At 58.5% G+C, this 25,391-nt stretch carries 18 protein-coding genes; 8 read left to right on the top strand and 10 right to left on the bottom strand.

Annotated elements, in window-relative coordinates:
* The first annotated feature begins 59 nt into the window (after positions 1–59).
* Complete coding sequence (locus tag ASQ50_RS12035) at positions 60–839, top strand: ATP-binding protein (protein WP_058091615.1); 780 nt, start codon at positions 60–62, stop codon at positions 837–839.
* A 6-nt stretch (positions 840–845) separates the two neighbouring features.
* On the opposite strand, the gene ASQ50_RS12040 is transcribed toward ASQ50_RS12035, so the two are convergent.
* From ASQ50_RS12040 to pdsR, 3 genes are read right to left on the bottom strand one after another with little or no spacing between them, the layout of a single operon-like run.
* Positions 846–2,153 (bottom strand): DUF3422 family protein, encoded by a 1,308-nt coding sequence (locus ASQ50_RS12040; protein ID WP_058091614.1) that lies wholly within the window; start codon positions 2,151–2,153, stop codon positions 846–848.
* The gene (pdsS, locus tag ASQ50_RS12045) at positions 2,150–4,207 is read right to left on the bottom strand and encodes a proteobacterial dedicated sortase system histidine kinase (protein ID WP_058091613.1); all 2,058 of its coding nucleotides are present in this window, start codon (positions 4,205–4,207) and stop codon (positions 2,150–2,152) included. Before pdsS ends, ASQ50_RS12040 begins: the two co-directional genes overlap by 4 nt.
* Before the next feature lie 2 nt (positions 4,208–4,209).
* Positions 4,210–4,911, bottom strand: coding sequence for a proteobacterial dedicated sortase system response regulator (pdsR, locus tag ASQ50_RS12050; protein WP_058091612.1), 702 nt, complete (start codon positions 4,909–4,911; stop codon positions 4,210–4,212).
* Positions 4,912–5,191: 280 nt separating this feature from the next.
* Here pdsR and ASQ50_RS12055 point away from each other — a divergent pair, with 280 nt between their 5' ends.
* The 5 genes from ASQ50_RS12055 (at position 5,192) to ASQ50_RS12075 (ending at position 9,297) form a co-directional block, all read left to right on the top strand.
* Positions 5,192–7,231, top strand: coding sequence for a marine proteobacterial sortase target protein (locus ASQ50_RS12055; protein WP_227513153.1), 2,040 nt, complete (start codon positions 5,192–5,194; stop codon positions 7,229–7,231).
* Positions 7,228–7,809, top strand: a complete 582-nt coding sequence (locus ASQ50_RS12060) for a class GN sortase (RefSeq protein ID WP_058091610.1) — start codon at positions 7,228–7,230, stop codon at positions 7,807–7,809. The genes ASQ50_RS12055 and ASQ50_RS12060 overlap by 4 nt, the downstream gene beginning before the upstream one ends.
* 48 nt (positions 7,810–7,857) lie before the next feature.
* A complete protein-coding gene (locus tag ASQ50_RS12065) occupies positions 7,858–8,577 on the top strand; it encodes a lysophospholipid acyltransferase family protein (RefSeq protein ID WP_058091609.1) in 720 nt (239 codons plus the stop codon).
* A 74-nt stretch (positions 8,578–8,651) separates the two neighbouring features.
* Positions 8,652–8,894, top strand: coding sequence for a GlsB/YeaQ/YmgE family stress response membrane protein (locus ASQ50_RS12070; RefSeq protein WP_058091649.1), 243 nt, complete (start codon positions 8,652–8,654; stop codon positions 8,892–8,894).
* Between the two features lies 1 nt (position 8,895).
* Positions 8,896–9,297, top strand: coding sequence for an MAPEG family protein (locus ASQ50_RS12075; protein ID WP_058091608.1), 402 nt, complete (start codon positions 8,896–8,898; stop codon positions 9,295–9,297).
* Positions 9,298–9,361: 64 nt separating this feature from the next.
* Here ASQ50_RS12075 and ASQ50_RS12080 read toward each other — a convergent pair whose 3' ends face one another.
* Positions 9,362–9,802, bottom strand: coding sequence for an OmpA family protein (locus ASQ50_RS12080; protein WP_058091607.1), 441 nt, complete (start codon positions 9,800–9,802; stop codon positions 9,362–9,364).
* 295 nt (positions 9,803–10,097) lie between these two features.
* Between ASQ50_RS12080 and ASQ50_RS12085 the strand changes: the two genes are divergently transcribed.
* The gene (locus tag ASQ50_RS12085; RefSeq protein ID WP_058091606.1) at positions 10,098–11,549 is read left to right on the top strand and encodes a rhomboid family intramembrane serine protease; all 1,452 of its coding nucleotides are present in this window, start codon (positions 10,098–10,100) and stop codon (positions 11,547–11,549) included.
* 50 nt (positions 11,550–11,599) lie between these two features.
* On the opposite strand, the gene ASQ50_RS12090 is transcribed toward ASQ50_RS12085, so the two are convergent.
* The 4 genes from ASQ50_RS12090 to ASQ50_RS12105 all read right to left on the bottom strand — a co-directional run bounded on the left by ASQ50_RS12090 (position 11,600) and on the right by ASQ50_RS12105 (position 18,451).
* Entirely contained in the window at positions 11,600–13,054 is a 1,455-nt protein-coding gene (locus ASQ50_RS12090; protein ID WP_058091605.1) for a hypothetical protein, read from the bottom strand.
* A 129-nt stretch (positions 13,055–13,183) separates the two neighbouring features.
* The gene (locus ASQ50_RS12095) at positions 13,184–14,179 is read right to left on the bottom strand and encodes a two-component system response regulator (RefSeq protein ID WP_058091604.1); all 996 of its coding nucleotides are present in this window, start codon (positions 14,177–14,179) and stop codon (positions 13,184–13,186) included.
* Positions 14,176–17,082: an MHYT domain-containing protein gene (locus tag ASQ50_RS12100; protein WP_058091603.1), complete on the bottom strand. Its 2,907-nt coding sequence runs from the start codon at positions 17,080–17,082 to the stop codon at positions 14,176–14,178. Before ASQ50_RS12100 ends, ASQ50_RS12095 begins: the two co-directional genes overlap by 4 nt.
* A gap of 100 nt (positions 17,083–17,182) precedes the next feature.
* The gene (locus tag ASQ50_RS12105; protein WP_082888484.1) at positions 17,183–18,451 is read right to left on the bottom strand and encodes a sensor domain-containing diguanylate cyclase; all 1,269 of its coding nucleotides are present in this window, start codon (positions 18,449–18,451) and stop codon (positions 17,183–17,185) included.
* Positions 18,452–18,659: 208 nt separating this feature from the next.
* Between ASQ50_RS12105 and acnA the strand changes: the two genes are divergently transcribed.
* Positions 18,660–21,419 (top strand): aconitate hydratase AcnA, encoded by a 2,760-nt coding sequence (gene acnA / locus ASQ50_RS12110; protein ID WP_058091602.1) that lies wholly within the window; start codon positions 18,660–18,662, stop codon positions 21,417–21,419.
* A gap of 76 nt (positions 21,420–21,495) precedes the next feature.
* Here acnA and ASQ50_RS12115 read toward each other — a convergent pair whose 3' ends face one another.
* Positions 21,496–23,565 carry a GAF domain-containing protein gene (locus ASQ50_RS12115; protein WP_058091601.1) on the bottom strand — a complete coding sequence of 690 codons (2,070 nt, stop codon included), beginning with the start codon at positions 23,563–23,565 and terminating at the stop codon, positions 21,496–21,498.
* The gene (locus ASQ50_RS12120) at positions 23,562–25,337 is read right to left on the bottom strand and encodes a sensor histidine kinase (RefSeq protein ID WP_058091600.1); all 1,776 of its coding nucleotides are present in this window, start codon (positions 25,335–25,337) and stop codon (positions 23,562–23,564) included. Before ASQ50_RS12120 ends, ASQ50_RS12115 begins: the two co-directional genes overlap by 4 nt.
* Positions 25,338–25,391: the final 54 nt, after the last annotated feature.

Below are 25,391 nucleotides of genomic sequence, written 5' to 3' on the forward strand. Positions count from 1 at the left end.
TGGCTATATTGAATACAGATTCAGGCTATGAAACGGCACGCCTTTGATGGAGTAGGGGAATGACAGAAACGGGTTTTGACTGGCAGCAGGTTCCGGCCGCGGTATGGCGCCGGCACCGCTCCGGCCTGAGGGCCATTCGCCGGCTGGATCCGGTCAGATGGGCTGATCTCTCGGGTATTGACCGGCAGAAACAGGCGCTGGCCCGCAACACCGAACGCTTTCTGGCGGGGCAGCCCTCGAATAATGCGTTACTTTGGGGTTCCCGGGGCACCGGCAAGTCGTCCCTGATCAAGGCGTTGCTGAACCGTTACCAGGCTGATGGCCTGCGCATGATTGAAGTGGACAAGGATGATCTGGTCAACCTGCCGGAGATTGTCGACAACATCTGCGAGCTGCCGTACCGCTTTGTGATCTTCTGTGATGACCTGTCGTTTGATGTGGGGGAGTCCGGTTATAAGGCCCTGAAAAGCGTGCTGGAGGGATCACTGGAGCTGCCCCCGGAGAACGTGCGGGTGTATGCCACCTCCAACCGCCGGCACCTGATGCCAGAGTTCATGAGTGACAACCTGAAAAGCGAGGTGCGCGACGGCGAGCTGCACCCGGCGGAAGCCATTGAAGAACAGGTCTCACTGGCAGACCGGTTCGGGTTGCAGCTGTCGTTCTATCCGTTTTCCCAGGATGTCTATCTGCAGGCGGTAGACGCGCTGTTTCCGGAGGTGGCAGACCGCTCGCAACTGCACCAGGAGGCCGTCCGGTTTGCCACCGGCAAAGGCGTCCGCAACGGCCGCACAGCGCAGCAGTTCTACCGGCAGTTCGCCGGCGACCCTAGATTCAGTTGAAGCCCGCTACTGCCGGCGGGCCATGCGGATAAACCGGTGGTGGATGGTCCGGATGCCCAGGAACACCAGCACCATGATCACCGGGATGGCCACGCCCAGCACCAGGGATTTGTTGAACGCCAGGCCACTGTCCTGCAGCACGTCCAGGCCGAGCTTGAGCAGGCTGATCAGGTAGTAGGAGATCGCCACCACCGAGAAGCCTTCCACCGTGTGCTGCATCATCAACTGAATGCGGGAACGGCGGTCCATGGAACTCAGCAACTGCTGATTCTGGCTCTGGATCGCCAATTCCACCCGGGTACGCATCATGTCGGAGGCGCGGTCCACCCGGCGGGACAGGTCTTCAAGGCGTTCTCCCACGGCTTCGCAGGTTTTCACGGCCGGTGTCAGCCGGCGGGTCATGAATTCGCTGATGGTCAGGTGGCCGGAGACTTCGTCTTCCCGCAGTTCTTCCAGCCGGGTCAGCACCAGTTCGTGGTAGGCCCGGGTGGCGGCAAAGCGGAAGGTGGAGTGGGCCCGGTAGGCTTCGATCCGGGCGGCAATGTGGGTCAGTTCGGCCAGTATCTGTTGTTCGTCCAGGGATTCGTTATCGGCCAGGGACTGGGTGATGGTGGCCAGTTTGTGGTCCATGTCGTTCAGACTGGGCGTCATTTCCCTGGCCAGTGGCAGCGCCAGCAAAGACATCAAACGGTAGGTTTCAATCTCCATCAGGCGTTGTACCAGGCGGCCCAGCTGGCTGTTGGACATCTTGTGATTGAGCACCATGAACCGGCCGAAATGGTCGCTGTGCAACTGGAACGAGCCCAACACCCGGGCGGCGCCTTCCTGTGGGCTGCTGCCAATGAGGCGCATACCTTCGAAATACTTGCGCATGAACGCCAGTTCGCTGCGGGCGTCCTCTTCTGAGGGGCGCACCTCAATGTGGAAGGCCCCGACAATGGTGCCGTCCAGCTGTTCCAGCCAACCCTCAGGTAATGAGCTGATGCCGGTCTCGGCAAACGGGGCGGCATTGGAAACGTCCAGATTGGTGAAGGTGTAGGAGGCAAACTCCATATGTACTTCACGCCGGACCCGCAGCTTGCCGAAGTTGTGCTCATAGCAGCTGACTTCCTGTTCCGGCCAGGGCTCGCCCAGCAGGCGGTGCAGCCGCTGAAGATGCGCGAACTGTGTTCGGCGCTGCTCCGGTGTGACCAGCACGGCAATGTGGGTCACCCGGGCGGTGGAGGGTATCACCTGAAAGGGGCGTGAGTGCAGTTCCTGGTAAAGGTCTGCCCGCAAGGGATGAAAATCCAGGGATGACGTTTCGGCACTCACAATGTTGATCCTGTTTCCGGGCGGTATACCGGGATGATAACCCGGAAGCTCACCCCGTCAATGCCACCTTCGCGGGTGTTTCGGGCCTCCACATAGCCACCATGGTAGTCGGCAATAAGACGTACGATCAGCAACCCCTGCCCCAGGTGCCCCTCGCTCTGGCCCTGGCGCTGGGAGACAAAGGCGCCAAAAATATCCAAGCCGGCGTGTTCCGGCAATTGTGAGCCTTCGTTGAACACACACAATTGGTAGTGGTCCGAATGGCGTTGCAGGCTGACCTCTATGGCGCCGCCTTCGGGGGTAAAATCCCGGGCGTTATCCACCAGTTTGTCGAGCATTTGCACCAGCATTTCCGGTGAGCCCATCAGTGGGCATTCCGCTTCGGGAATCTGGTAACGGATCTGGTGGTCGGCATCCAGTTGTTGGTACGCCGCGGTGGCTTGCGCGACCACCTCGGACAGGTCGAACTGTTCTTTGTCGGCCTGGTCGAAGCTCTGCTCGAGCCGTGCAGCCTCACTCATGCTGTTGAGAATTCGGCGCAGCCGCTCGGTGGCCCCGGCGGCCCGTTCCAGGTATTGCTGCCGTTCCTGCTCGGAGCTGTTATGAGCGAGGTTCTCGAGGGACGATCTGACTACCGCCACGGGAGTTTTCAGCTCATGGGACAGGCGGCGGGAGAAACTCTCCAGATAGTGGTTGTAACTCTGCAGCCGTTCCACCATCTGGCTGAAATGCTGCTGCAGTTGCCCCAGTTCATCCCGGGTTCTGGCCAAGGGCACCGGGCTCAGAATCCGGCCATCTTCGTCCACACTGGCGCTGACCAGGCGCTGCAGGCGGGCAATTCGCCAGGACAACCAGCTGGCGTAGCCCAGCAGAACCAGGGTTAACGCGAGAATGATCAGGAGGCTGCGGGCCAGGACACTGCCAAGGGCCGAGCCGGACACGGTCAGTAACTGATCAAGGGATTGTTCCAGTACCAGCGAGCGACCGCCAAACAGATCATGCTCGGTGGCCAGCCAGACCGAGCCGTCATTTCGCCTGACCAGATGGTTGTCTGGCAGACCACCGGTGATCAGCCGGTGCCCGGTTTCTGCCAGCGGTGTCGGTTCTGGCTGGTAGAGCCGAATCAGCGCTCGCAAAGCGTTCAGTGTGATTTTCTCAAGCACTTGCACGGGGGACAGGTCATCAAAATCCGGGCCTTGGCCCGTGGCCGGATGCCGGTGATGGGCAACTATCCAACCCGCCGGCTCAACCACGGTGACTTGCTGGCCGTCACCGAGCTGGTCCGCCAAGGCCCGTTCCAGCTCCGGGATTCGTTGCACCAGTGGGGGTGGTGGCTCAGTACCGGTACCGGTGCCGGGTACTGACGACTCCTGGCCTCGCTGGGTCACCTGGAAGCCCAGCAAGCTGCCCCGCGCAGGCTGCGGCATCTGCAGCTCCAGCTGCCAGCCAGACCCCCGATCCCGCCAGGCACCCTGAACCCGATAATCTGGAGTCTGCTGGCGGTCTTCCCGAATGGCATTCACGCTGCCCGGCGCTGAGGTTCGTAGTGTCCAGCGTTGCCGTGGCACCGGCTGTTGCAGGTCGGTGACCGGCGGTTGCAGCACCAGCTCAAAGCGATCGTGGGGTTGGTCGGGCCGGTTCTGCTGAAACAGTTGCATGGCCTGGTTCTGCATCTGGACCAGCAGGAACAGGTGTCGGCCATCACTGGCGGCCTGCCATCGCAGATGGGGTGCGCCGGGCACGGGCAGGGGCTCAGCCGATTGCCAGGGCTGCAGGTGATCGGGCTCATCGTAACCGGGCCAGTCGTCGGCATGGCCGTCGGGTTTGATCGGTGTTTCTGCCGGGCTGGCGTAGAGCGCGTTCGGGGTGGCGATGGTGGGTTGCCCCAGCAGCAGGTCGCCGGCCAGGTTTGCCATCCGCTGGCCCCGCTCCTGGAGCTGTTGCAGGGCCTGTTGGCGCAGGGCGTCATCCAGTTCCAGCACAAACTTCAGCCCGGCCCAGGGGATCAGCAGCATCAGCAGGCTGGCGAGAAACAGCTGGCGTTTAAGGCTCAAGGTCAGGCCTCACGGGCATTCCAGCGGTAACCCATGCCGTAGGCGGTCTGAATGCCATCAAAGCTGCTGTCCAGCTGGCTGAATTTACGCCGGATGCGTTTGATATGGGAGGTCACCGTGTTGTCATCCAGTACGGTGCTGGCGGCTTCCATCAGCTGGTCCCGGCTGCGAACGTGGCCGGGATGCTGAACCAGGCTGTGCAGCATCCAGAATTCGGTTACCGTCAGGTCCACCGGCTGGTTGTCCCAGGACACGGTCATGCGCTCGACGTTGAGCGACAGCCGGCCCCGGTGCAGCAGCTCATCCGGTTTCTGCAGCGCCTCGGCCCAGGCATCGGCCCGGCGCAGCAGGGCAGTAATCCGGGCCAGCAGGTGGTCCAGGCTCATGTCTTTGGTGACGTAATCGTCTGCGCCCAGGCGCAGGCCGTGCACCGAATCGATATCGCTGTCCCGGGCGGTCAGGAAGATAATCGGCAAGGTGGCAGACTGTGACCGAAGGTCCTGGCACAGAGCAAAGCCGCCTTCCGGCTCGTCTCCGAGCCCGACATCGATAATGGCCAGGTCTGGCAACGCCTGGCGCAGCACCTGCCAGGCCGATGGCCGGTCGCCATAGGCAGACACCCGGTAACCCCGGCGCTCGAACGCCGCCCGGTAGTTATCGCGAATGCCTGCTTCGTCTTCAATCAGAACAATGTGTTTTTTCATGAGTGATGCTGTTCAGCAAGATGTGTTGCCATTAAACCATGCTCCTTGTGCGGCACAAGTCGATGCCGCGGGATTGCCATAATTCATCATTTTCTATCGCCAGCTTGCCCGTTTCTGCCACGGCAGGGCCCATTCAGCCTGTTGCAATGGCATCACTAACTTCCACAAAAAGGATGTCGTGATGATGTTGCTATCGCTGCTTGCCAATCCGGCCGTACGGCCCGATCTGTTCACTGCCCGCCGGGCGAAGCCAGCCGCTAAACAATCCAGGTGGTTGCGGATGGCCGAGGGTATCAGCCTCTGGTTGGCGGTTCTGCTGATGTTGTTTGTCCACCCCCTGTATGCGGAGGCGCGTCAGATGGGCATGGAACAGCCGGGTCAACTGTACCTGATGAATGATCAAAGCGCCCGGCAGCAGCCGGCCCTGATTCTCGACAGTGACTTCCAGGTTCATGTGTCTGGCCTGCTGGCGGAGACCAGGCTGACCAGGGTTTTTCGTAATACCAGCGACCAGTGGCAGGAGGGCATTTTCGTGTTCCCGTTACCCGACAAGGCCACGGTGTACGGGCTACGCATGACCATTGGCGAGCGTGAAATCGTGGGGCACATTGAGCCCAAAGCCAAGGCCCGCCAAACCTACGAGCGGGCCAGGCAGGCCGGGCAGCAGGCGGCCACGCTGGAGCAGCATCGCCCGAACCTGTTCACCAGCCGGGTAGCCAATATCCCGCCAGGCGAAAGTGTGCAGGTGGAAATCCGTTATCAGCAACCGGTGGCCTACAAGCACGGTGAATTCGAACTTCGGTTGCCCACTACATTGACTCCCCGTTATATGCCAGGCGAACCGCTGGCGGAAACGCAAGGTCCGTGGCAGTCCGGTTGGGCGCTGGCCACCAAAGAGGTTGCCGATGCCCATGAAATCAGTCCGTTTACCGTTCGCCCCCAGGACGTTGATGGCGGCAGCCACCGGGCCAGGATCGGAATAGAGATCGAAAGCGGCCTGGCCCTGGCGGATGTCTCCAGCCCAAGCCATCGACTGCACACCGAGCTGGACGGTGCCAGGGCGACGGTGAGGCCGGAACAGGAAAAGGTGCTCATGGACCGCGATGTGATCGTCAGGTGGCGCCCGGTGGCTGGCAGTGAGCCAAAAGCGGCGGTGTTTCACCAGACCTGGCAGGGTGAGGATTATCTGATGGGCATGGTGCTGCCGCCGGAAACGGCCGGGCCAGTGCTGCGCCGGGAGCTTGTGTTCGTTATTGATACCTCGGGTTCCATGGCGGGGGATTCAATCGCCCAGGCCCGTTCTGCCCTGCTGAAGGGGCTGGAAACCCTGCGCCCCGGTGACTCGTTCAATGTGATCCAGTTTAACAGCCAGGCCCATGCCCTGTTCGCCCAGCCGGTGCCGGCAGAAGGCCATTATCTGGCCCGGGCCCGGCGTTATGTCCAGGATTTGCGGGCCAATGGCGGTACCGAAATGGCGGGTGCCCTGTCGCTGGCGCTGGGAATGGACTCTGGCCCGGGTGGTGAACGGGTGCGCCAGGTGGTGTTTATCACCGACGGTGCCGTGGGCAATGAGTCTGCCTTGTTTAACCAGATCCGCTCGGGTTTGACTGACCGAAGACTGTTTACCGTAGGGATTGGTTCTGCTCCCAATATGCACTTCTTGCGGGAGGCGGCCCGGTGGGGCCGGGGTGAGTTTACTGCAATTCACTCAGGCGCCGAGGTAGACCGGGCCCTGAACCGTCTGTTTGCCGCCATGGAGGCACCGGTGCTGACCAATCTGGACGTCCGCTGGCCGGATCAGGGGCAGCCTTTGGAGCCAGTACCGGCCAGGCCCGGGGATCTGTTTCGCGGCACGCCGTTGGTCCAGGTAGTCCGGGGGCTGCCGGCAGCAGGGCAGTTACAGGTTTCTGGCCAATTGCCCGGAGGCCGTCACTGGTCCACATCTCTGGATCTGGCTCAGGCGGCGCCCGCCAGTGGTTTGAATCGTCAGTGGGCCCGCGGCCGGATTGATGAGCTGACGGATACCGCCAGGCTTCAGGGTCAGACGCCGGATGAGCAGCAAATCACCGAGCTGTCGGTTCGCCATGGCGTGATTTCGCCATTCACCAGCTTTGTGGTGGTGGAGCAGCGCCGGGCTCGCCCGGAAACCGAAAGCGCAGGGTCGCAGAGCATACCCACACTGCTGCCGGCAGGTAGCCAGCCCGGTATGCTCAGGTACCCCCAGACGGCCACATTCGCACCGTTGTTCACTGCGCTGGGTTCGCTGGGGCTGATGTTTTCCCTGGCCATTGCCATGCTGAACCGGAGGCCATCCCTGTGAGTCGCCTGCTGCTGTTACTGTTCGGTTGTTCTGCCACGGTGCTCATGTTCGGGCTGTGGATTCCCTTCAAGGCGCTGGTAGCACAGGAGCTGCTGGCACTTGCCTGGGCCGAAACCCAGGCCCGTCAGGTCCAGGCTCGGCCCTGGCCCTGGGCGGATACCTGGCCGGTGGCCAGGCTGGAAATGCCTGAATTGGACGTGTCGATGATCGTGTTGGATGGCCTGCATGGCGAAAGCCTGGCCTTCGGGCCGGGCAAGGTGGTGGCCGGTGCCGACGGGCCGGTGATTCTGGCCGGGCACCGGGACACCCACTTCAGCCACCTCCAGCATCTCGCTCCGGGCAACCCGGTCAGATTGCAAGGCCAGGATCAGCGTTGGCAGGACTATCGGGTAACCAGTATCCGGGTAGTGGACAGTCGTAAGGAGCTGATCAACACTCACGCGTTGGCGGCCGGCACCCTGCTGTTGGTTACCTGCTACCCTTTCGACGCCATGGATGCCCGTGGCCCCCTGCGCTATGTGGTTGAAGCCCATCCCGTTTACGCTCTCGAACAAAAGGATACTGTTGCCGCGCTTTAAGTATGGCGTACACTTGTGCGCCAAGTGGATCATTAGTGGAAAAGCAGTATGGCAGTGGTAAGAAAAATCCTGGCGTGGATCAGTGTGCCAGTCTTGTGCCTTCTGGCATTGGTGTTATACCTGGCCCGGCCGTTCAACCCGGACAACAACAGGATTTTGGGCGGGATTGTCGCCCGGGTAGGTCGTTGCCTGCTGGGCATGAAGCGCCCCCTGTACGGGGCCGAGAACATGCCGCAGGACAGACCCACGGTGATCATTGCTAATCATCAACAGAACGACGACCTGTTCCTGATGGGGGACTTGTTGCCGCCGCGCACCGTGGCGGTGGGGAAGTCCTCATTGGTCTGGGTGCCGTTCTTTGGCCAGGTATTCTGGCTGGGTGGCAACATCATTCTGAACCGCGGTCGGTCCCGAAAAGCGGTGGCGGTGATGGAGGCCACCAGTGAGGCGATCAACCTGCAGCGTAAAAGTATCTGGGTATTCCCGGAAGGCACGCGAAGCCGTGGCCGTGGCCTGGGAAGCTTCAAGAAAGGTGCATTTCACACCGCTATTGCGGCTGGTGCCCCCATTACCATGGTGTGTGCCGGTGAGTATCACGGCAAAACACGAGGCTGGTCTGGCCGCCGAGAGCCAGTCCCAATGCGGATTCTTCCGCCAGTCGAAACCCAGGGGTTAACCTCTGCCGATATCCCCGAGTTGATCGCGCGGTGCCACCAACAGATGTCGGAAGCCATCGCAGGGCTTGCACGAACTCCCGGAACTGCTTGAATGGCCGTGAAAAACAGGGCAGTCTTCTGAACAGGAAAGCATTCTGGACTGGTAAACCTTGGGAGAACGCGGAGATGAGCCTGATCTGGTTTCTGATCATTGGTGGTCTTGCCGGCTGGCTGGCTGGCCTGATTATGAAGGGCAAAGGCTTTGGCGTACTGGTCAATATCGGTATCGGTATTGTCGGTTCGGTGATTGGCGGCGTGCTTTTCGGCGTGCTGGGGCTGGCGGTAAAGAGCATGGTCGGTGAGCTGGTCACAGCGACGGTCGGTGCGGTACTGCTGTTGGCAGTGGTTAACAAGATCAAGCAGGGCTGACATGATTGTACCCGTAACCGCTGTGTTCGCGGCCGTCCTCGGTTTGTTGTTGCTGGTGTTGTCCGGCCAGGTGGTTAAGTACCGGCTGAAGTACCGTAAAGGGCTGGGCGTGAACGACGATGTGGAGTTTGAGGCAGCGGTGCGCGCCCACGCTAACCTGGTCGAATATGCGCCCATTGGCCTGATCATGCTGGCGATTGCCGAGCTGAATGGTGTTGCCTCAGGCCTGATTTACTGGACCGGCATGGCGCTGGTGGTGGGCCGTATTCTCCATGCCTGGGGCATGATCAACGGCAAGGGTGGCCCCCACAAGGCCCGGATGGCGGGTATCCTGCTGACCTGGCTGGCGATTCTGGTGGCGGCGCTGCTGCTGTTATGGAACGTATGGCAGGTGTACGGCTGATCAAGCCTGATGCTGTCACGAAAACGGGGCCTGTTGGCCCCGTTTGTTTTTCGGTACCGGGTACTCAGAGAGCCCGGGCAATATCCAGAGTCAGGTATTCCAGTTCCACCCGGCGGTTGGCCGCGTGGTCTTCCGGCCGGGCCAGGGGGCGATCTGACCCCCAGGTGGCCAGCACAATGGCGGACTGGTGAACACCTTCGCGCATGAGCAGGCGTGCAACGGAGTTGGCCCTCAGGCGAGCCAGGAACCGGTTATATTCTTCCGAGCCAAAGCGGTCGGCGTGGCCATGGATTCTTACCCGCACGCCCGGGTGGTTCTTCAGGTAGGTTGCATGTTGCTTCAGAACCTCGATGTCACCGGCATCCGGGGTGTGTTTGTTGAAGCCATAGTGAAAGCGGGTGCGGTGAGGACGGTTTCCGTCTTGCGAAGGCTGGCCTGCCATGCCACCGAAGGCCAGTGCGGCCTTCGCCAGCAGGTCAGGGTTGTCCAGAACTAGTACGGTCATGTGCAGTATCCTCGAGTCCAGAATCCGGTTTTTGTTGTTATCGCTTCCCCAATATTGTTGGTTGAAGCAATAACGGCAATTGGCGAATGGTCGATAGGCACCGGAAGTGAGTGGTTACCGATTGAATGGCATTTGTGTGACTGTGTGATGACACCCATGGTTGTGTGCTGCGCCACATTTCCCGTTGCAGACCTTTGATTTCTGCTCGCCAGGTGTCATTACACCGGGAAAAGAAGTCGCTGCTGTGGTAAAAAGCAGCTTTTCAGGGACAGATTGTGATGAATTGTGACCGCCCATGCTGATTATTCCTGCCGAGAACGCCGTTAACTGGAAACGCCCGCCCTGGGTAACCCTCAGCCTGATGATGGTTTGCCTGCTGGTCTTCCTGTTTTATCAGGGTGGTGACGACCGCAAGTTTGAAGCCGCCCTGGAACAGTACCTGGAAGCCGACCTGCTGACGCTCGAAGCACCGGCCTATGAAGACTACCTGCAACGGGAAATCCGGTTTTCTGGTGATGCCCAGAGTGTGCTGGAGCTTCAGGAATTCCAGCAACTGCAGGAGGACAACGAGACCTTCTGGCTGGCAGCCACCCTGTTGGTGGACCGGGAGTTCTACCAGTATCTGCAAGAAAACCGGGACCTGATCTGGGCGCCGGCTGAGCGAAGTCACTGGCTGGAACAGCGGGTTGCCATCGACGAACAGTGGCTGTCTCGAATGAGCGCTTATCAGTTGGGGCTTATCCCGGCTGAGTTGTCGCTTTACAGCCTGATCACCTACCAGTTTCTGCACGGTGGCTGGGGCCATATTATCGGTAACCTGCTGTTCCTGTTCCTGCTTGGCTTCACGGTCGAGAAAGCCCTGGGGCCTGGCCGTTACCTGATGGCCTATCTGGCCTGTGGTGCGTTATCCGGCCTGATGTATACCGGCTTCTCCATGGGCAGCCAGATTCCTCTGGTGGGCGCGTCAGGCTCCATTTCCGGGTTGATGGGCATGTATGTGGCCATATACGGCGTGCAGAAAATCCGCTTTTTCTACTTCCTGGTGGTCTACTTCAATTATTTCAGGGCACCGGCCATCGCCCTGTTGCCGGTGTGGGTAGGCAAGGAAATCTACGATTACTGGTACGCCGGTTCTACCGGTATTGCCTATATGGCCCACGCTGGCGGGCTACTTGCCGGCGCTGGACTGGTCTGGCTGTTGGGTAAAAGCTGGCTGCAGGTAAAAGAAGAGTTTTTTGAACCCGAAGAAGATGAGCAGGACGCCCGCTTCACATCGGCGTATGCCCAGGCCATGGCCAGCCTTGGGCGGATGGAGTTTGACCTGGCCCGGCGCCAGTTCGACGCGTTGCGGGAACGCTACCCCGAGCGCACCATTGTGTTGGAACATCTGTACCAGCTGGCCAAACTGCGGCCAGACCTGCCAGCCTACCGGGACCTGGCCCGGGAACTGATGGCTGATGCCATGGCCCGGCGGCAGCCGGAGCAAATGATCTCAGTATGGCAGGAATATCTGAGCAAGGGTGAGGCCCATCATCCGCTGGCGGTGGAAGACCATAACCGGGTAATGTTTGCCAGTCTAAAGCACCACGATTTGAAATCAGCGGAAAAGGCTTTTGAACGCATGCGCTCAACGGCGGATGTGGAAATGGTCAACGAGGCCTGCCGGTTGTTGCTGGCGGAGTTCGAGAAGCACCAGATGGAGCCAAAAGCCCGCCATTACCGCCAACTGCTCCAGAACACTCCCTGAAGCCTTAAATGCCGGCACAGCGCAGCTTGCCCTGTGCCGGCGCTTTCTGATTACTCCGGTATCTCAAAACTCGCTTTCGGGCCTTTCAGCGGTTGCTGATTGCGGGCCTGGTCCAGCCAGGTGTCGATCTGCCCATGCAAGGGGTGGGTGACACAGCGTTTCTTGATAAACGCGAGAAACGCACTGGCTTTCTCCCACTGTTGCAGGCCATTGGCCAGTGCCTGGGCGGCCAGTAAATAGGCCGGCGCCAGCTGGTCGCTGTCCGGGAACCGTTTGTGGAAATCCTGTAGTAATCGCAACGCCGGCTTGAAGTGGCCCCGGTGATACAGCGCGCTGGCACACTGCACGGCCAGCTCCGGGTCATCCAGCTGAAAGCCGGGCTCAGCCGCTTGCAGGGTCTGCATCAGCTGGTTCAGCCCGTCACCGTCATGCCGCTGGGCCAACCACGCCATCAGGCGCGGATGATAACGGTACAGTTCTGCAGTTGCCTGGCGGGCTGTCAGTATCTGATAGAGCTGCCCGATGCGTTTCGGATTGTCCCGGTCTTTCTTGAGGGACTCGATCAGCATGCTCTGAACCCGGTCGTAGTTGCCGTCTTTCAGGTTCATGTCCAGGTCGGCATCAAAGCGGGTGCTCCGGTCCCGGTTCTGCTGGTCTGCATCGCTGTCTTCCCCCTGAACGTCCGAGGCAAAGCCCAGTTCTTCCTGATACTGGAACAGCAGGTAACCCAGCATATGGAACAGTATCAGGGTAAACGTACTGTTGAGGAAGCCCGCCAGGGGCTGTGCCACCCACATCGGGAAGTGATCAACGGCAAAATCCTGGGCCGCTCCGGACGCCAGGGTGAGCAGAATCAGGTAGCCATACAGCAGGAAGTAGGGGGTACCGATGCGGGAAATCAGTACCGCCAGATTCATCGGGTTCACCGCCGCACCTACCGATCGCTCCATCGCCAGCACCATGATGCTGGCGGGCAGCGCCAGGATCACAAAGGCCAGGGCCAGCAGCATCAGAATCGGCCCGCCGACCATTGCCGCGGCAGCGACCAGTCCACCCATCAGCACGAACACCAGAAACTGCAGGATGACGATGTCAAAACCGCTGCCCGTGAACGCAACCGACACCGGTGGCGGTTTCAGATGGCCTTCTGCGGTGTGGCTGATCACGGCATAGGTGTATTTGAACAGCGCCAGCGCCAGCACCAGCCAGATGATCAGGCCAACAATGTTTGCCGGTGCAACGATGGGCACCAGCGTACAGATGGCGATTACCATCAATGGATCGGTGTGGAACGGGTAGCGGAAGAAAGCGCCGATGCGGTGCCAGAAGGGCACCACCTCGGTTGCCGCCCCGAGATACCGCATGGCCTTGCTGCAGCGTGGGCACAGGGCCCGGCGCTGGCGGGTGTCTGCATCGGGCATGCAGCGGTTGCAATAGTGCATCTGGCACTCGCCACAGTGCCACTTGGCCGGGTCGCCCGGGTGGTAATGACAATCGTGTTTCACGGTAGATCCTGATCCGTCAGAAAACAGCGCTAATAATGACAGAACTGGCCTTGTGCCGCAGCTGATCTGTTCACACATCCCTTCCGTGAACGCTAAAGAAATCTGCTCAGGAAGGTGCCAGCGATTGGATCAACCGCCGGCACCTTCCTGCCAACGGTTCCGAACCTCCAGTATCGCCGGCAGGCAACGGAAGAAGACTTCAACCAGTTGTGGGTCAAAGTGCTGGCCACTTTGCTCGCGAATCAGATCGGTCGCCTGGTCAATGGGCCAGGCTTTTTTATAGGGGCGCTCGCTGGTCAGGGCATCGAATACATCGGCGAGTGCGACAATTCTTGCAGAGACAGGAATGGCGTCTCTTTTCAGACCTCTTGGGTAGCCGCTTCCGTCCCACTTCTCATGGTGGTTAAGGGCAACTTCCCGCGCCATGTTAAGCAGGTCTGAGCCATCCTCACCAATGATCTCTGCGCCGATCTCGGCGTGGCGTTGCATCACGGCCCATTCATCCGGGTCGAGTTTTCCGGGCTTCTGCAAAATGGCGTCGGGGATGCCGATTTTTCCGACGTCGTGCATTGGTGCGGCGTTGAGCAGGGTGTCTGACCAGGCTTCGCCCAATCCGGCCTCCAGGGCAATCAGCCGGGAAAAGTGGCTCATGCGGATAACGTGCAGGCCGGTTTCGTTATCCTTGTATTCGGCAGCGCGCCCAAGCATCTGGACCACCGCAAGCCGGGTTTCCACCAGCTCGTCTATACGCACCAGCGACAGGTGGGTTTTGACCCTGGCCCGGACGATCGATGCACTCACCGGCTTGGTGATGTAGTCCACGGCGCCCAGCGCAAATCCTTTCGCTTCGTCTTCCGCCTCGGCCAGTGCCGTGACAAAAATCACCGGAATGTTCCGAGTTGCCGGATTGGTTTTCAGTGCCTGGCATACCTGGTGGCCTGTCATTTCGGGCATCATCACATCCAGCAGGATCAGGTCGGGTCTCTCTGCCGACGCCAACTTCAGCGCCCGCTCGCCGTCTTTGGCGAACAGCATCCGGTAGTCATCGGAGAGAATATTGCGAAGCACCTGGAGATTGGCGGGTTCGTCATCCACCACCAACAGGGTGCGGGTGTCTGTGATCATGAACGTTCCTCCAGGGTATCCCGATACTGCTGCAACAGGTCTGCGGCTTTCTCAGGCTCAAACTCCGCCATGGCATCAGCAACATCGCTGGCCAGCTGCTCTGGAAGTCCGGGTTTCAGATGTGCAAACAGATGGTCTGGCAGCTCGCCGTGCTGCAAGCGATCAATGACTTCAGCCAGAGCAGCTGCGCTTGTTCTTTCGTCAGGGAAGACGGTTCGTTGCGTTTCAGGCTCGTCCAGGGCTGGGCGGGTTTCAAGCCAGGCACGGATTTCTGCGTAGCGAATGTCCAGAGAATGCCAAAGGTGATCCGCAATCGGCTGGTTTTGGGCCAGGGCAGACTCAAGGCATTCAAGGGCGTCAGCCAGAGCTTTGAGCCCCAGATTGCCCGCAACACCGCGCAGACGGTGGGTTAGACTTGCGGCATCCGGCGCCCGGGTTTGCTCGCGCAGCGTATCGGGCTGGTTATCCTCTGAGCTCAAAAAACGGGCGACCGCTTGTTGGTGAGTGATTGCATCAGGCCAGAGCTGGGTGATCACTTTATCATCAACCACGGTCAGTTCGTGGACCTCTCGCCGGTTAACGGCGGCGCCGGCATCAATACCCAGTACTCGCGCAATTTCCCGGGTCAGCTCCGGTAAATCAATCGGTTTGATGGCAAAGCCGTCCATGCCGGAGTCTAGGGCTTCTCTGCGGTCGTCTTCCAGAACACTGGCAGTCAATGCAATCACTGGGGTGGAGTGGCGGTTTCCGGCCGCCTCACGCTGACGGATTAACCGGGTAGCCTCGTGCCCGTTCATTTCCGGCATCTGGACATCCATCAGGATCAGATCAAAGCTTTCGTGGCAAGCACGCTCAAAGGCTTCGCGTCCATCGCTGGCCGTGGATACCGTGTGATTGCGCTGTGCCAAGAGGGTTGAGAGCAACTCCAGGTTCTGGGGCACATCGTCGGCCACCAGAATGCGAAGAGGTGGCAGGGTGGCTTCAAGATCAGAATGGTGTTCCTCTGCGACGGGTTGCCCCGGTTGTAGCGGCAGGTTTATCCGGAAGGTCGAGCCCTGGCCGAGCGCGCTGGTTACGGCGATGTCGCCCCCCATCAGCTCTGTCAATTGCCGGGCGATGGTGGTGCCAAGGCCGGTGCCACCAAATCTCCGGGTCATACTGGCATCGGCTTGGGTGAAAGGCTCGAAAATCGTGTCGATTCTGTCGGCGGCGATACCGATACCGGTATCTTCGATCAGGATGGTCACTTTTTCTGTTTCTGATTGTTGAACCTTCAGGGTAACGCCGCCGGTTTGGGTAAATTTGACGGCATTACTGACCAGATTAAGCAGTACCTGCTGGATTCTGAGTGGGTCGCCTTTGAAGTGTTCCTGTGCCTGATAATCCAGTTTCAGAAACAGCCCTTTGCGCCCCGCATTCAGAGACTGGGTTGCGATGATTTGTTCGCACAGTGCCCGCAGGCTGAAATCCCGGTGCTCCAGTTCGGTGTGGCCGCCATCCAGTTTGGCAGTATCCAGAATGTCGTTAAGCAAATTGAGCAGTGACCGGGCTGAGGTTTTGACCAAGCCCAGATGCCTGGCCTGGGATTCATTCAGAGGGGTATCCAGCACCAGATCGGTGAAACCGATGATGGCGTTCATCGGGGTGCGAATCTCGTGGCTCATGTTGGCCAGGAAGGCGCTTTTGGCGGCCGCGGCCTGCTCTGCCTCTTCCTTGGCCCGCCGAAGGTCGGTCTCCATCCGGTGCCGTTCGGTAATGTCACTGATGAAGCCAACGAAGGTGCTGACGCCACCGAGCCGGGCTTCGCCAATGGCCAGGCGCACGGGAATCTGGTGACCGTCCTTGTGGAGCGCCCAGACTTCCCGGCCAGAACCGATGATTTTACGTTCGCCGGTTTGCAGATAGTTTTTGAGATAGCTGTCGTGGGCATCCTGATGGGGGTTGGGCATCAACATGCGCACATTCTTGCCTACCACTTCGTCTGCGCGGTAACCGAAGATCCGCTCAGCGGATTCGTTGAACGATAAAATGATGCCTCGGTCGGAAATTTTGATAATGCCGTCGACGGCCGCATCGACAATGGCTTGTAGCTCACCCGCGGTTTCGAGACTACGCCGCATCAGTGCCCGGTAGCGGACGATGGCATTGATACCGGCAGCCATCAGGCTGAGCCCAACAGTAATGAACGCAATGGCAAGAGCGAGAGCGGTATGCTGGTTGCTGCCGGGAAGAAAATCCGGGTCGGGCTGTCCGATAAATCGGGCAGCCTCCATGGCCGTGTAATGCATGCCGGCGATGGCCAGTCCCATGACTGTGCCTGCCAGCAGTCGGCGACTGAAACCGCGCATCCGGGTTCTTTGGCGTAAACCGAAACTGATCCATAACGCGAGCGTGCCCAGCAGCACCGCAACGACAATGGACAGAGCGAACAGAAGCGGGTCATAGCGCAGGGCGGGGCCGATTTCCATGGCGGCCATCCCCAGGTAGTGCATGGCACCGATGCCGGCACCTACCACCACGCCGCCGCTGAGCAATCTTGGGGCGGTGATCTCCTGCTTCGATAACAGGCTGAGTGCAACCCATGAGGCAAGCAGACTGGGAGCGGAGGACAACGCGGTGATCCACGGGTGATAGTGCACATGGGTCGGCACTTCAAACGCCAGCATGCCAATAAAGTGCATGGACCAGATGCCAAAGCCGAGCGAAGCGGAACCGCTGAACAGATGCATGCGGTGAATGAACACAGTGCTGCTTCGTCTTGCCGCTGCCGCCAGTGTCAGCGCCATGTAGGATGCGCCAACGGCAATCAAAAGTGACAGAACCACCAGTTCGGCATCGTACTGGCCGGTGACCAGTCTCTCTGCGGCGGGGTTCAGGACAAAAAAGTGATCAAACGCCAGCACGCGGAATACCTGTCAGAATTCGGGAAGCCCAGTTTGAGTACGTTAACAGTACAGGTTTCGTTCAGATATCGTCTTTTTGTTTTATTTGTGTTCAGGTTTGCTATGCCATCACACGGTTTTTTCCTTGTCGCTTGGCACGGTAAAGTTGCTGGTCTACCCGCTCGAGCAGGCCGGTGGGCGTATCGTTCACCTGCGATTCCGTCACTCCGATAGACAGGGTTATACGGCCTGCATCATCAAAGTTTGAGCCAGCCATCTCAGAGCGAATACTTTCGGCAATCGTCAGGGCTTTCGGAAGGTCGCAGAACGGCAGGAGCACAATGAATTCCTCACCGCCCCAGCGTATGCACTTGTCTGTTTTCCGGGTCTGGTCCATCAAAATCTCCGCCACAGCTTTGATGATTTCGTCGCCCCGCGGGTGGCCGTGGGTGTCGTTCACGGCTTTGAAATCGTCAATGTCGGTCATCAGCAGGCAGAACGAGGCTTCTTTCTCCTCGGCCTGAATAAGCGCGATGTCCAGCTCGATCTCGCCGGCCCGGCGATTCAGCAGGCCGGTCAGGGAATCGTGGGAAGCCTGCTCTCGCAGTTTCAGTTCCTCAAACACCCGGTCGGTCATGTCTTTTATGATGCTGATAAAGTGGGTGATTCTGCCATCCGAGCTTTTGACTGGCGTGATGGTTTGTTGGCAATGAATTTCATGGCCATTTTTGTGCCGGTTGGTCACCATGGCCCGAAAGGGCAACCCCTCGTTCAGGTGTCGCCATAGGCCTTTGTAAAACGTATTGTCGTGTTTGCCGGATTTCAGCAACGAGGGCTTTTTGCCCACCACCTCGTTGGGGCTGTAGCCGGTAATGATCTCAAAGCCCTGGTTGGCAAACTCAATCACGCCATCGGCGTTGGTGATGAATATACCGTCGTAGGCCGCATCGATGGCCTTGGCAAAAAGGTTGCCGGTGGATTGCTCGGCATGCAGTTGGGTAATGTCTTTCTGGATAGAGATAAAGTAGCGCAGTTCGCCCGATGCACTGCAAATGGGTGAGATGGTCCATTCCACCAGATAGGGGCGGCCATTTTTCCGGTAATTGATGGTGGAGCCGTTGAAAGAGACATTCTTTTGCAAAGCGGCGGTCATTCGGTCGATCACACTTTGTTCGGTGAGCGGCCCCTGAAGCATGCGGGGATTCTCTCCCAGGAGTTCGTCCAGCGGGTAACCCGTCATGTTACAGAATGCCGGGTTGGCGTAGATGATACGACGATCCGCCCCGGTTATCAGAATGGAGTTAAAGGACAACTCGGTAGCGGTGCGCAGCAGCAACAGAGAGTCTTCATTGGAAGTGCCGGATAGCGAAAACGGAGTGTCCGGGTTCAAGGGCGTTCCTGCAAGGGTTTGATTTATTGTGGTTGGAGTCTAGTCAGCTTTGTCTAAACACCGGTTGCTGTCAACGCGTGGAAATCCCTATTCTGCGCGCCGGATAGCGGTATTCATCCCAGCAATAGCGAACATTCATCGGCGTTGAGTTGAACTATGTTCATTCGATGCAATAGTTAGTGTAGATCACACCAAGAGGAGGCTCCGCATGTCGAACACCTCACTGAGCAAAGACAGCCTGAATACCCTCTCCACCCTGAGCGCGGGTGGCAAGACCTACCATTATTACAGTCTGCCCAAGGCGGCCGACACCCTGGGCGATCTCAACCGCCTGCCGTTCTCGCTGAAAGTCCTGATGGAAAATCTGCTGCGTAACGAGGACGACACCACGGTTGACCGCTCCCACATTGACGCCATGGTGCAATGGCTGAAAGACCGCAGCTCAGACACCGAGATTCAGTTCCGCCCAGCCCGGGTGTTGATGCAGGATTTCACTGGCGTGCCCGGCGTGGTGGATCTGGCGGCCATGCGCGAGGCGGTAAAACAGGCCGGCAAAGACCCGGCCCTGATCAACCCGTTGTCACCGGTGGATCTGGTGATTGACCACTCGGTGATGGTGGACAAGTTCGGCAATCCGTCGGCCTTTAAGGATAACGTCGCCATCGAGATGGAGCGTAACCAGGAGCGCTATGAATTCCTGCGCTGGGGCCAGCAGGCCTTCGACAACTTCCGCGTGGTGCCACCGGGCACCGGTATTTGCCACCAGGTGAACCTGGAGTATCTGGGTAAGACCGTGTGGCAGAAAGAGGTGGACGGCAAAACCATCGCCTACCCGGATACCCTGGTGGGCACCGACTCTCACACCACCATGATCAACGGCCTCGGCATTCTCGGCTGGGGCGTTGGAGGTATTGAAGCGGAAGCTGCCATGCTGGGCCAACCGGTATCGATGCTCATTCCCGAAGTGGTGGGCTTCAAGATCACCGGCAAGTTGCGCGAAGGCATCACTGCCACCGACCTGGTGTTAACCGTGGTGGAAATGCTGCGCAAGAAAGGCGTGGTGGGTAAGTTCGTGGAGTTTTACGGCGACGGTCTGAAAGACATGCCGGTGGCGGACCGGGCCACCATCGCTAACATGGCGCCGGAATACGGGGCCACCTGCGGCTTCTTCCCGGTGGACGATCAGACCCTTACCTATATGCGCCTGACCGGTCGCGATGAAGAATTGCTGGATCTGGTGGAAGCCTACGCCAAGGCGCAGGGCCTGTGGCGGGAGCCGGGGCACGAACCGGTATACACCGACACCCTGGAGCTGGATATGGGCGATGTGGAAGCCAGCCTTGCTGGACCGAAGCGTCCCCAGGACCGGGTGGCCCTGAAAAATATGAAAGCGTCATTCGAGCTGCTGATGGAAACCGCCGAAGGTCCGGCGCAGAATCAGGAGAGCAAGTTGGCATCGGAGGGCGGCCAGACCGCAGTAGGTGTGGATAACAGCTACGAACACCCGGCCAGCCAGCCACTGGAAATGAATGGCGAGAAAACCCGGCTCGATCCGGGTGCGGTGGTGATCGCGGCGATTACCTCCTGTACCAACACTTCCAATCCCAGTGTGATGATGGCCGCCGGCCTGATTGCCAAAAAGGCGGTGGAGAGGGGCCTTAAAACCAAACCCTGGGTGAAAACTTCACTGGCGCCGGGCTCCAAGGTGGTCACCGAGTACCTGAACGTGGCTGGCCTTCAGGACGACCTGAATCAACTGGGTTTCAACCTGGTGGGTTATGGCTGCACCACCTGCATCGGTAACTCCGGCCCGTTGCCGGATGCCGTTGAGAAAGCCATCAACGAGGGAGATCTCACTGTCGCCTCGGTGCTGTCCGGAAACCGGAACTTTGAGGGCCGGGTACATCCACTGGTTAAGACCAACTGGCTGGCGTCGCCGCCCCTCGTGGTTGCTTATGCGCTCGCCGGAAACGTGCGGCTGGATCTGAGTAAAGACCCCCTGGGGACTGACAAAAACGGCAAACCGGTGTACCTGAATGACCTCTGGCCCAGTCAGGCGGAAATCGCCGAGGCGGTCGAGAAGGTCAAAACCGACATGTTCCGCAAGGAATACGGCGAGGTATTCGAGGGCGACGACATCTGGAAGTCCATCAAGGTGCCGGAAAGCAAGGTGTATGAATGGAGCAACAAGTCCACCTATATCCAGCATCCGCCGTTTTTCGAAGGCATGGGCGAGCAGCCCGAGCCCATCGAGAACATCAAGGATGCCAACATCCTGGCCCTGCTGGGAGATTCTGTCACCACTGACCACATCTCCCCGGCCGGCTCCTTCAAGGCCGATACCCCTGCTGGCAAATACCTGCAGGAACACGGCGTGGAACAAAAAGACTTCAACTCCTACGGCTCCCGCCGGGGTAACCACGAGGTGATGATGCGTGGCACCTTCGCCAACGTGCGTATCCGAAACGAGATGCTCGATGGTGTGGAAGGCGGTTTCACCAGGTTTGTGCCTACCGGCGAGCAGATGGCCATCTACGATGCCGCCATGAAGTACCAGGAGCAGGGCACGCCGCTGGTGGTGATCGCCGGCAAGGAATATGGCACTGGCTCAAGCCGGGACTGGGCCGCCAAAGGCACCCGACTGCTGGGCGTCAGAGCCGTGGTCGCGGAATCCTACGAGCGCATCCATCGCTCCAACCTGATCGGCATGGGTGTGATGCCCCTGCAGTTTCCGGAGCGCACGGATCGCAAGAGCCTGAAACTGACCGGTGAGGAAACCATCAGCATCGAAGGGTTGTCGGGCGAGATCAAGCCGGGGCAGACCCTGACCATGACGGTGACCTACAAGGATGACTCCACCAAGAGCTGTGAGCTGAAATCACGGATTGATACTGCTAACGAGGCGGTGTATTTCCAGCATGGTGGGATTCTGCACTATGTGGTTCGGGAAATGCTGAAGAGCGCCTGATAGCCAGTGGGGGAAGCCGGCGCTTAGTCTCCGCTTCCCCCCCCCCCCCTGCTATCGGGGCTGGTTGGTCACCTGATCATGACGATTCTGAGGGTTCAGGTGGCTCCAGCGGTATTTCAAGCCAGAAAGTTGCCCCTTCGCCCTCAGTAGATTCGAAATCCACACTGCCACCCATCTGAACCATGATCTCTCGAGTGATGGCCAGTCCCAAACCCGTGCCTTGCCTGCCCCTTGTACTGGAGCTGTCGGCCTGGGCAAATTTCTGGAAAATGCTTGCCCGGAAGCTGTCGGGAATGCCAGTGCCCTGGTCTGTGACCAAGATTCTGACATGATCAGGGAGTAGTCTGGTAGAAACCTTTATGTTAGCACCCGCCTCTGAAAACTTGGCGGCGTTAGAGAGCAGATTATTCAGCGCCTGGCTGAGGCGTTGGGGATCGAACCAGGCCGTTTTATCCGGGTGATCCTGCTGGTGGAAAACCTGTATCTGCCGGCTTTCCAGGTAAGGCGCCAGGCGCTCGATCGATTCCTCAATAACCGGGACGACAGGTTGTTTGGCTGGGTGCATGGGCATGCGGCCGGATACCAGTTTTTCAATGTCGAGCAAATCATTGATCAGGTGTTTGAGTTGTTCGGTGTTTCTAAGGGCAATAGACACCATTTGCTGAGCTTTCTCGGGCAAAGGGCCCAGAGAGCCGCTATTGATAAGGCCCAGCGAACCGGCAATCGAGGTCAGGGGTGTGCGAAGCTCATGGCTTACCGTGGAAATGAACTGACTCTTCATTTCCTCGATTTTGTGGCGCTCATCAATATCCACAATATATCCGTGCCATAGTACGCTGTCATCGGGCAGTCGTTCGGGCTGAGCTTTGCCCTCAACCCAGTGCCAACCATCGTCTTGCCAGCGAATACGGTATTTCTGTATCCATGGGGTCAAATTCTCCGCCGATGACCGTATCGAATTGGCGACGATGGGCAAGTCGTCCGGGTGAATACGTTCAAACACCGGCGAAGCATCTTTTGCAGCCTGCTCTGCGGTGACCCGGTAAATGGCCTGGATCCCGCCACTGGTATAGGGAAAGGTGCTATGGCCGTCGGGCCACAAGCGGTATTGATAAAGCATGCCCGGCGCGTTCGCGACCAGTTTGTCGAGGACTTCAGTGTGCTTTTGCTGCTGAATAATATCGGCAACCCAGCAACCAAGAAGGTTGACGAAAGTCTTTTCCGTTTCCGTAAATCCAGGGCGGCGTGGGGTGCTTGAGGAGAAGTTCAGCGTGCCGAACAGTTCATCATCAATCCACACCGGCGCAGCCAGATAGCTTTCGAGCCGGAATTGCCGGTAACAGGGGTGTTTGTTGAAGTGGGAGCGTGCCATATGATCAATGGCGAGAACACTGGCGTGGGCCGCCAGAAGTGAGCAGTAGGTTTGTTCCAGTGGGAAGGTCGTGCCATTTTCCAGAGAAGTCCGGTGACGCTCATGGTGCCACAGGACCGTGTAAACGCCGCCAGTGATGTTGCTGACAATGGCGGTATCCATTTTGAGATATTGAGTCGCAATGACAAGAGCGCGTTCGATTCGCTCAGAGACGCTACCGCTGGAATCCAGAGAAATATCATTCAGGATATTCAGTGCCTGGGTTCTCTCCGCATAGTAGGTCCCGAGCTCCTGATACTGAAATTCCCGCTCGACCAGTTGAGCAAAATCGCGCAGCGTCCTCTGATCGTCGCTGGAAAAAGTTCTCGGCGTCCTGTCGATCAGGCACAAGGTGCCTAATCGAAACCCATTCCGGTCCTCCAGTGGTGCGCCGGCGTAGAAGCGGATATCGGGCTCGCCGGTGACCAAGGGGTTGTCTAAAAATCTTTCGTCCTCCAGTGCATTTTCAACGACAAAAGTATCGGCGCCGAGGATTGCATGGCCACAGAAGGAAATGTCGCGGGCCGTCTCGCGAACGCCGAGGCCGTAGCAGGATTTGAACCACTGGCGATCCCTGTCAATTAGGGAGACCAGGCATATGGGTACAGCAAAGGTCCTGGCCGCGAGCCTTGTAATTCGATCAAATCGTTCTTCTGGCGGTGTGTCCAGTAGCTGAGTTGCTTCCAGGGCAGACAGCCGTAAAGCTTCGTTTTGCGGCCGGTCCGGCGTTCTCATAAATGCTCCTTGCCCTGGTGATCAGCTTCAGGAAGCTCTAGCCAGAAGTGGGCGCCATTTGAGTAAGTGTAGCCCACCTCACCGGACATCAAATGGGCAAGTTCCCGGCATATGGCAAGCCCTAATCCGGTGCCGGCTTTGGCACGATTGGAACCGGCTTCTGCCTGGGCGAATCGGTGGAAGAGTTGGGGTAAGAAGTCCTCGGGAACGCCAGAGCCCTGATCTGAAACCGTAATGCGAACAACCCCGGAGGCTTTGGAGCTTGCTCTGACAGTAACAGTGCCGCCAGCCGGGGAGTGTTTTATGGCATTACTGATAAAGTTATCAAGGACTTGGCGTAGCCGGGCCGGATCCGCAAAAACGCTGAGCCTGTCATCGGGTTTAGCAACGAGTTTTGTGGCGTAATGAGCGGCCATTGGCTGGTTACCGGTGCAGGTCGCCTCTATGGCTGCGTTCAGGTTAATGCTGCATATCTGCACACTGAGCTTGCCGGCGATAGCCTTTTCAAAGTCCAGAAGGTCGGTAATCAGTGACTGCAGCTGCTGACCATTACGCAAGGCCAGCTCAACCATCACTGAGGCTTTGGGTGGCAACTCGCCGGCAGAGCCGGATTGCAATAGCTTTAGAGCGCCATTGATAGACGTCAGCGGCGTGCGCAGTTCATGACTGACATTTGACACAAACTGGTTTTTCATAAGGTCCAGCGCTTCTCGCTCTTCCATCAGGGTGTTGAACGCTTTTGCCAGATTTTGGGTTTCTGCGGGCCCTTTGGTGGCCAGCCGCTGGGCAGAAGAGCTGTCTTCCGTCATCCTTTTTATTTTTCCGGACATGTTACCCAGTTGCCGGGTGGCTGCCATGGACACAACATAGGTTACAAACAGCAATGGAAGCATTGCGAATATACTGATCCAGAGAAAGCTGCGAAAGGAAGCCCGGGCGGGCTGAATAGCCCGCTCATAAGGTGCCGCACTCAAAAATACCCAGCCGAGCCGTTCCAGATGTCGGGTGCTGTATACCCATCGTTGCCCGGAAAGATCCGTAACCACACCGAAGGGGATGCCTGACAATGCGGCGTCAATCAGAGGGTCTTCACCTGGGTTAGGTAGGTCGGGTGCCGGTTGGTCCTTCTGCAGGGCGTCTACCTGAATAAAGTTTCCTGTATCCAACACCTTGAGGATGGTGCCTTCATCAGTCTTGATATCTTGAGGAAGGATGCCTGCCTCTGCCAAGTTGATGGTGCCCCCGGCCAGCCCGAGTAAGTCGCCATTACCACTTTCAATCGGAGCGAGAAACGACAACAGGGGCAAGCCGGTTGTTCGTCCAACAATTGGCCGGCTGACGATCGGCGTGCGGGCTTGTACGGCCCGTTTGAAATGGGGGCGATCAGCGTAGGAGGTGCCTAACCGATTGGGTACAAAACGGCTCTCAGCGATGGCGACGCTCTGGTCATCAAAAACCAGTAGCCCGCCGCCAAACAGCCTTTCCAGGGTGGGTTGGCGCCCCAGCATCGTCTCGAGTTGCGATAAGGGTAACAGGCTGCCGCCTTCAGTTAGCACGCTGGCAAATGCGCCCAATGCGTTCAAGCGTATGGTCAATTCCTCGTTTACCCTAGTGGCCACTGCCGATGTTTGCAGCGCCTGGCGCTCCGTAAGTACCTGCTCGAAATCGCGCACCAGTCTGTCGTAGGCAATAAAAAGAATCAGAGCTACGCTGATAACAATGCTTGAGCTGGTAATCAGGACAACACGGGCATTGAGGCTTAGAGTTCGCAAGAAAGGCCCTTAGACGAATAGCTGTCGTAGATAAAACATGCTTTCATGAGAATA

Origin of the sequence: Marinobacter sp. LQ44 (genome assembly GCF_001447155.2) — a bacterium.
GTDB lineage: Bacteria > Pseudomonadota > Gammaproteobacteria > Pseudomonadales > Oleiphilaceae > Marinobacter.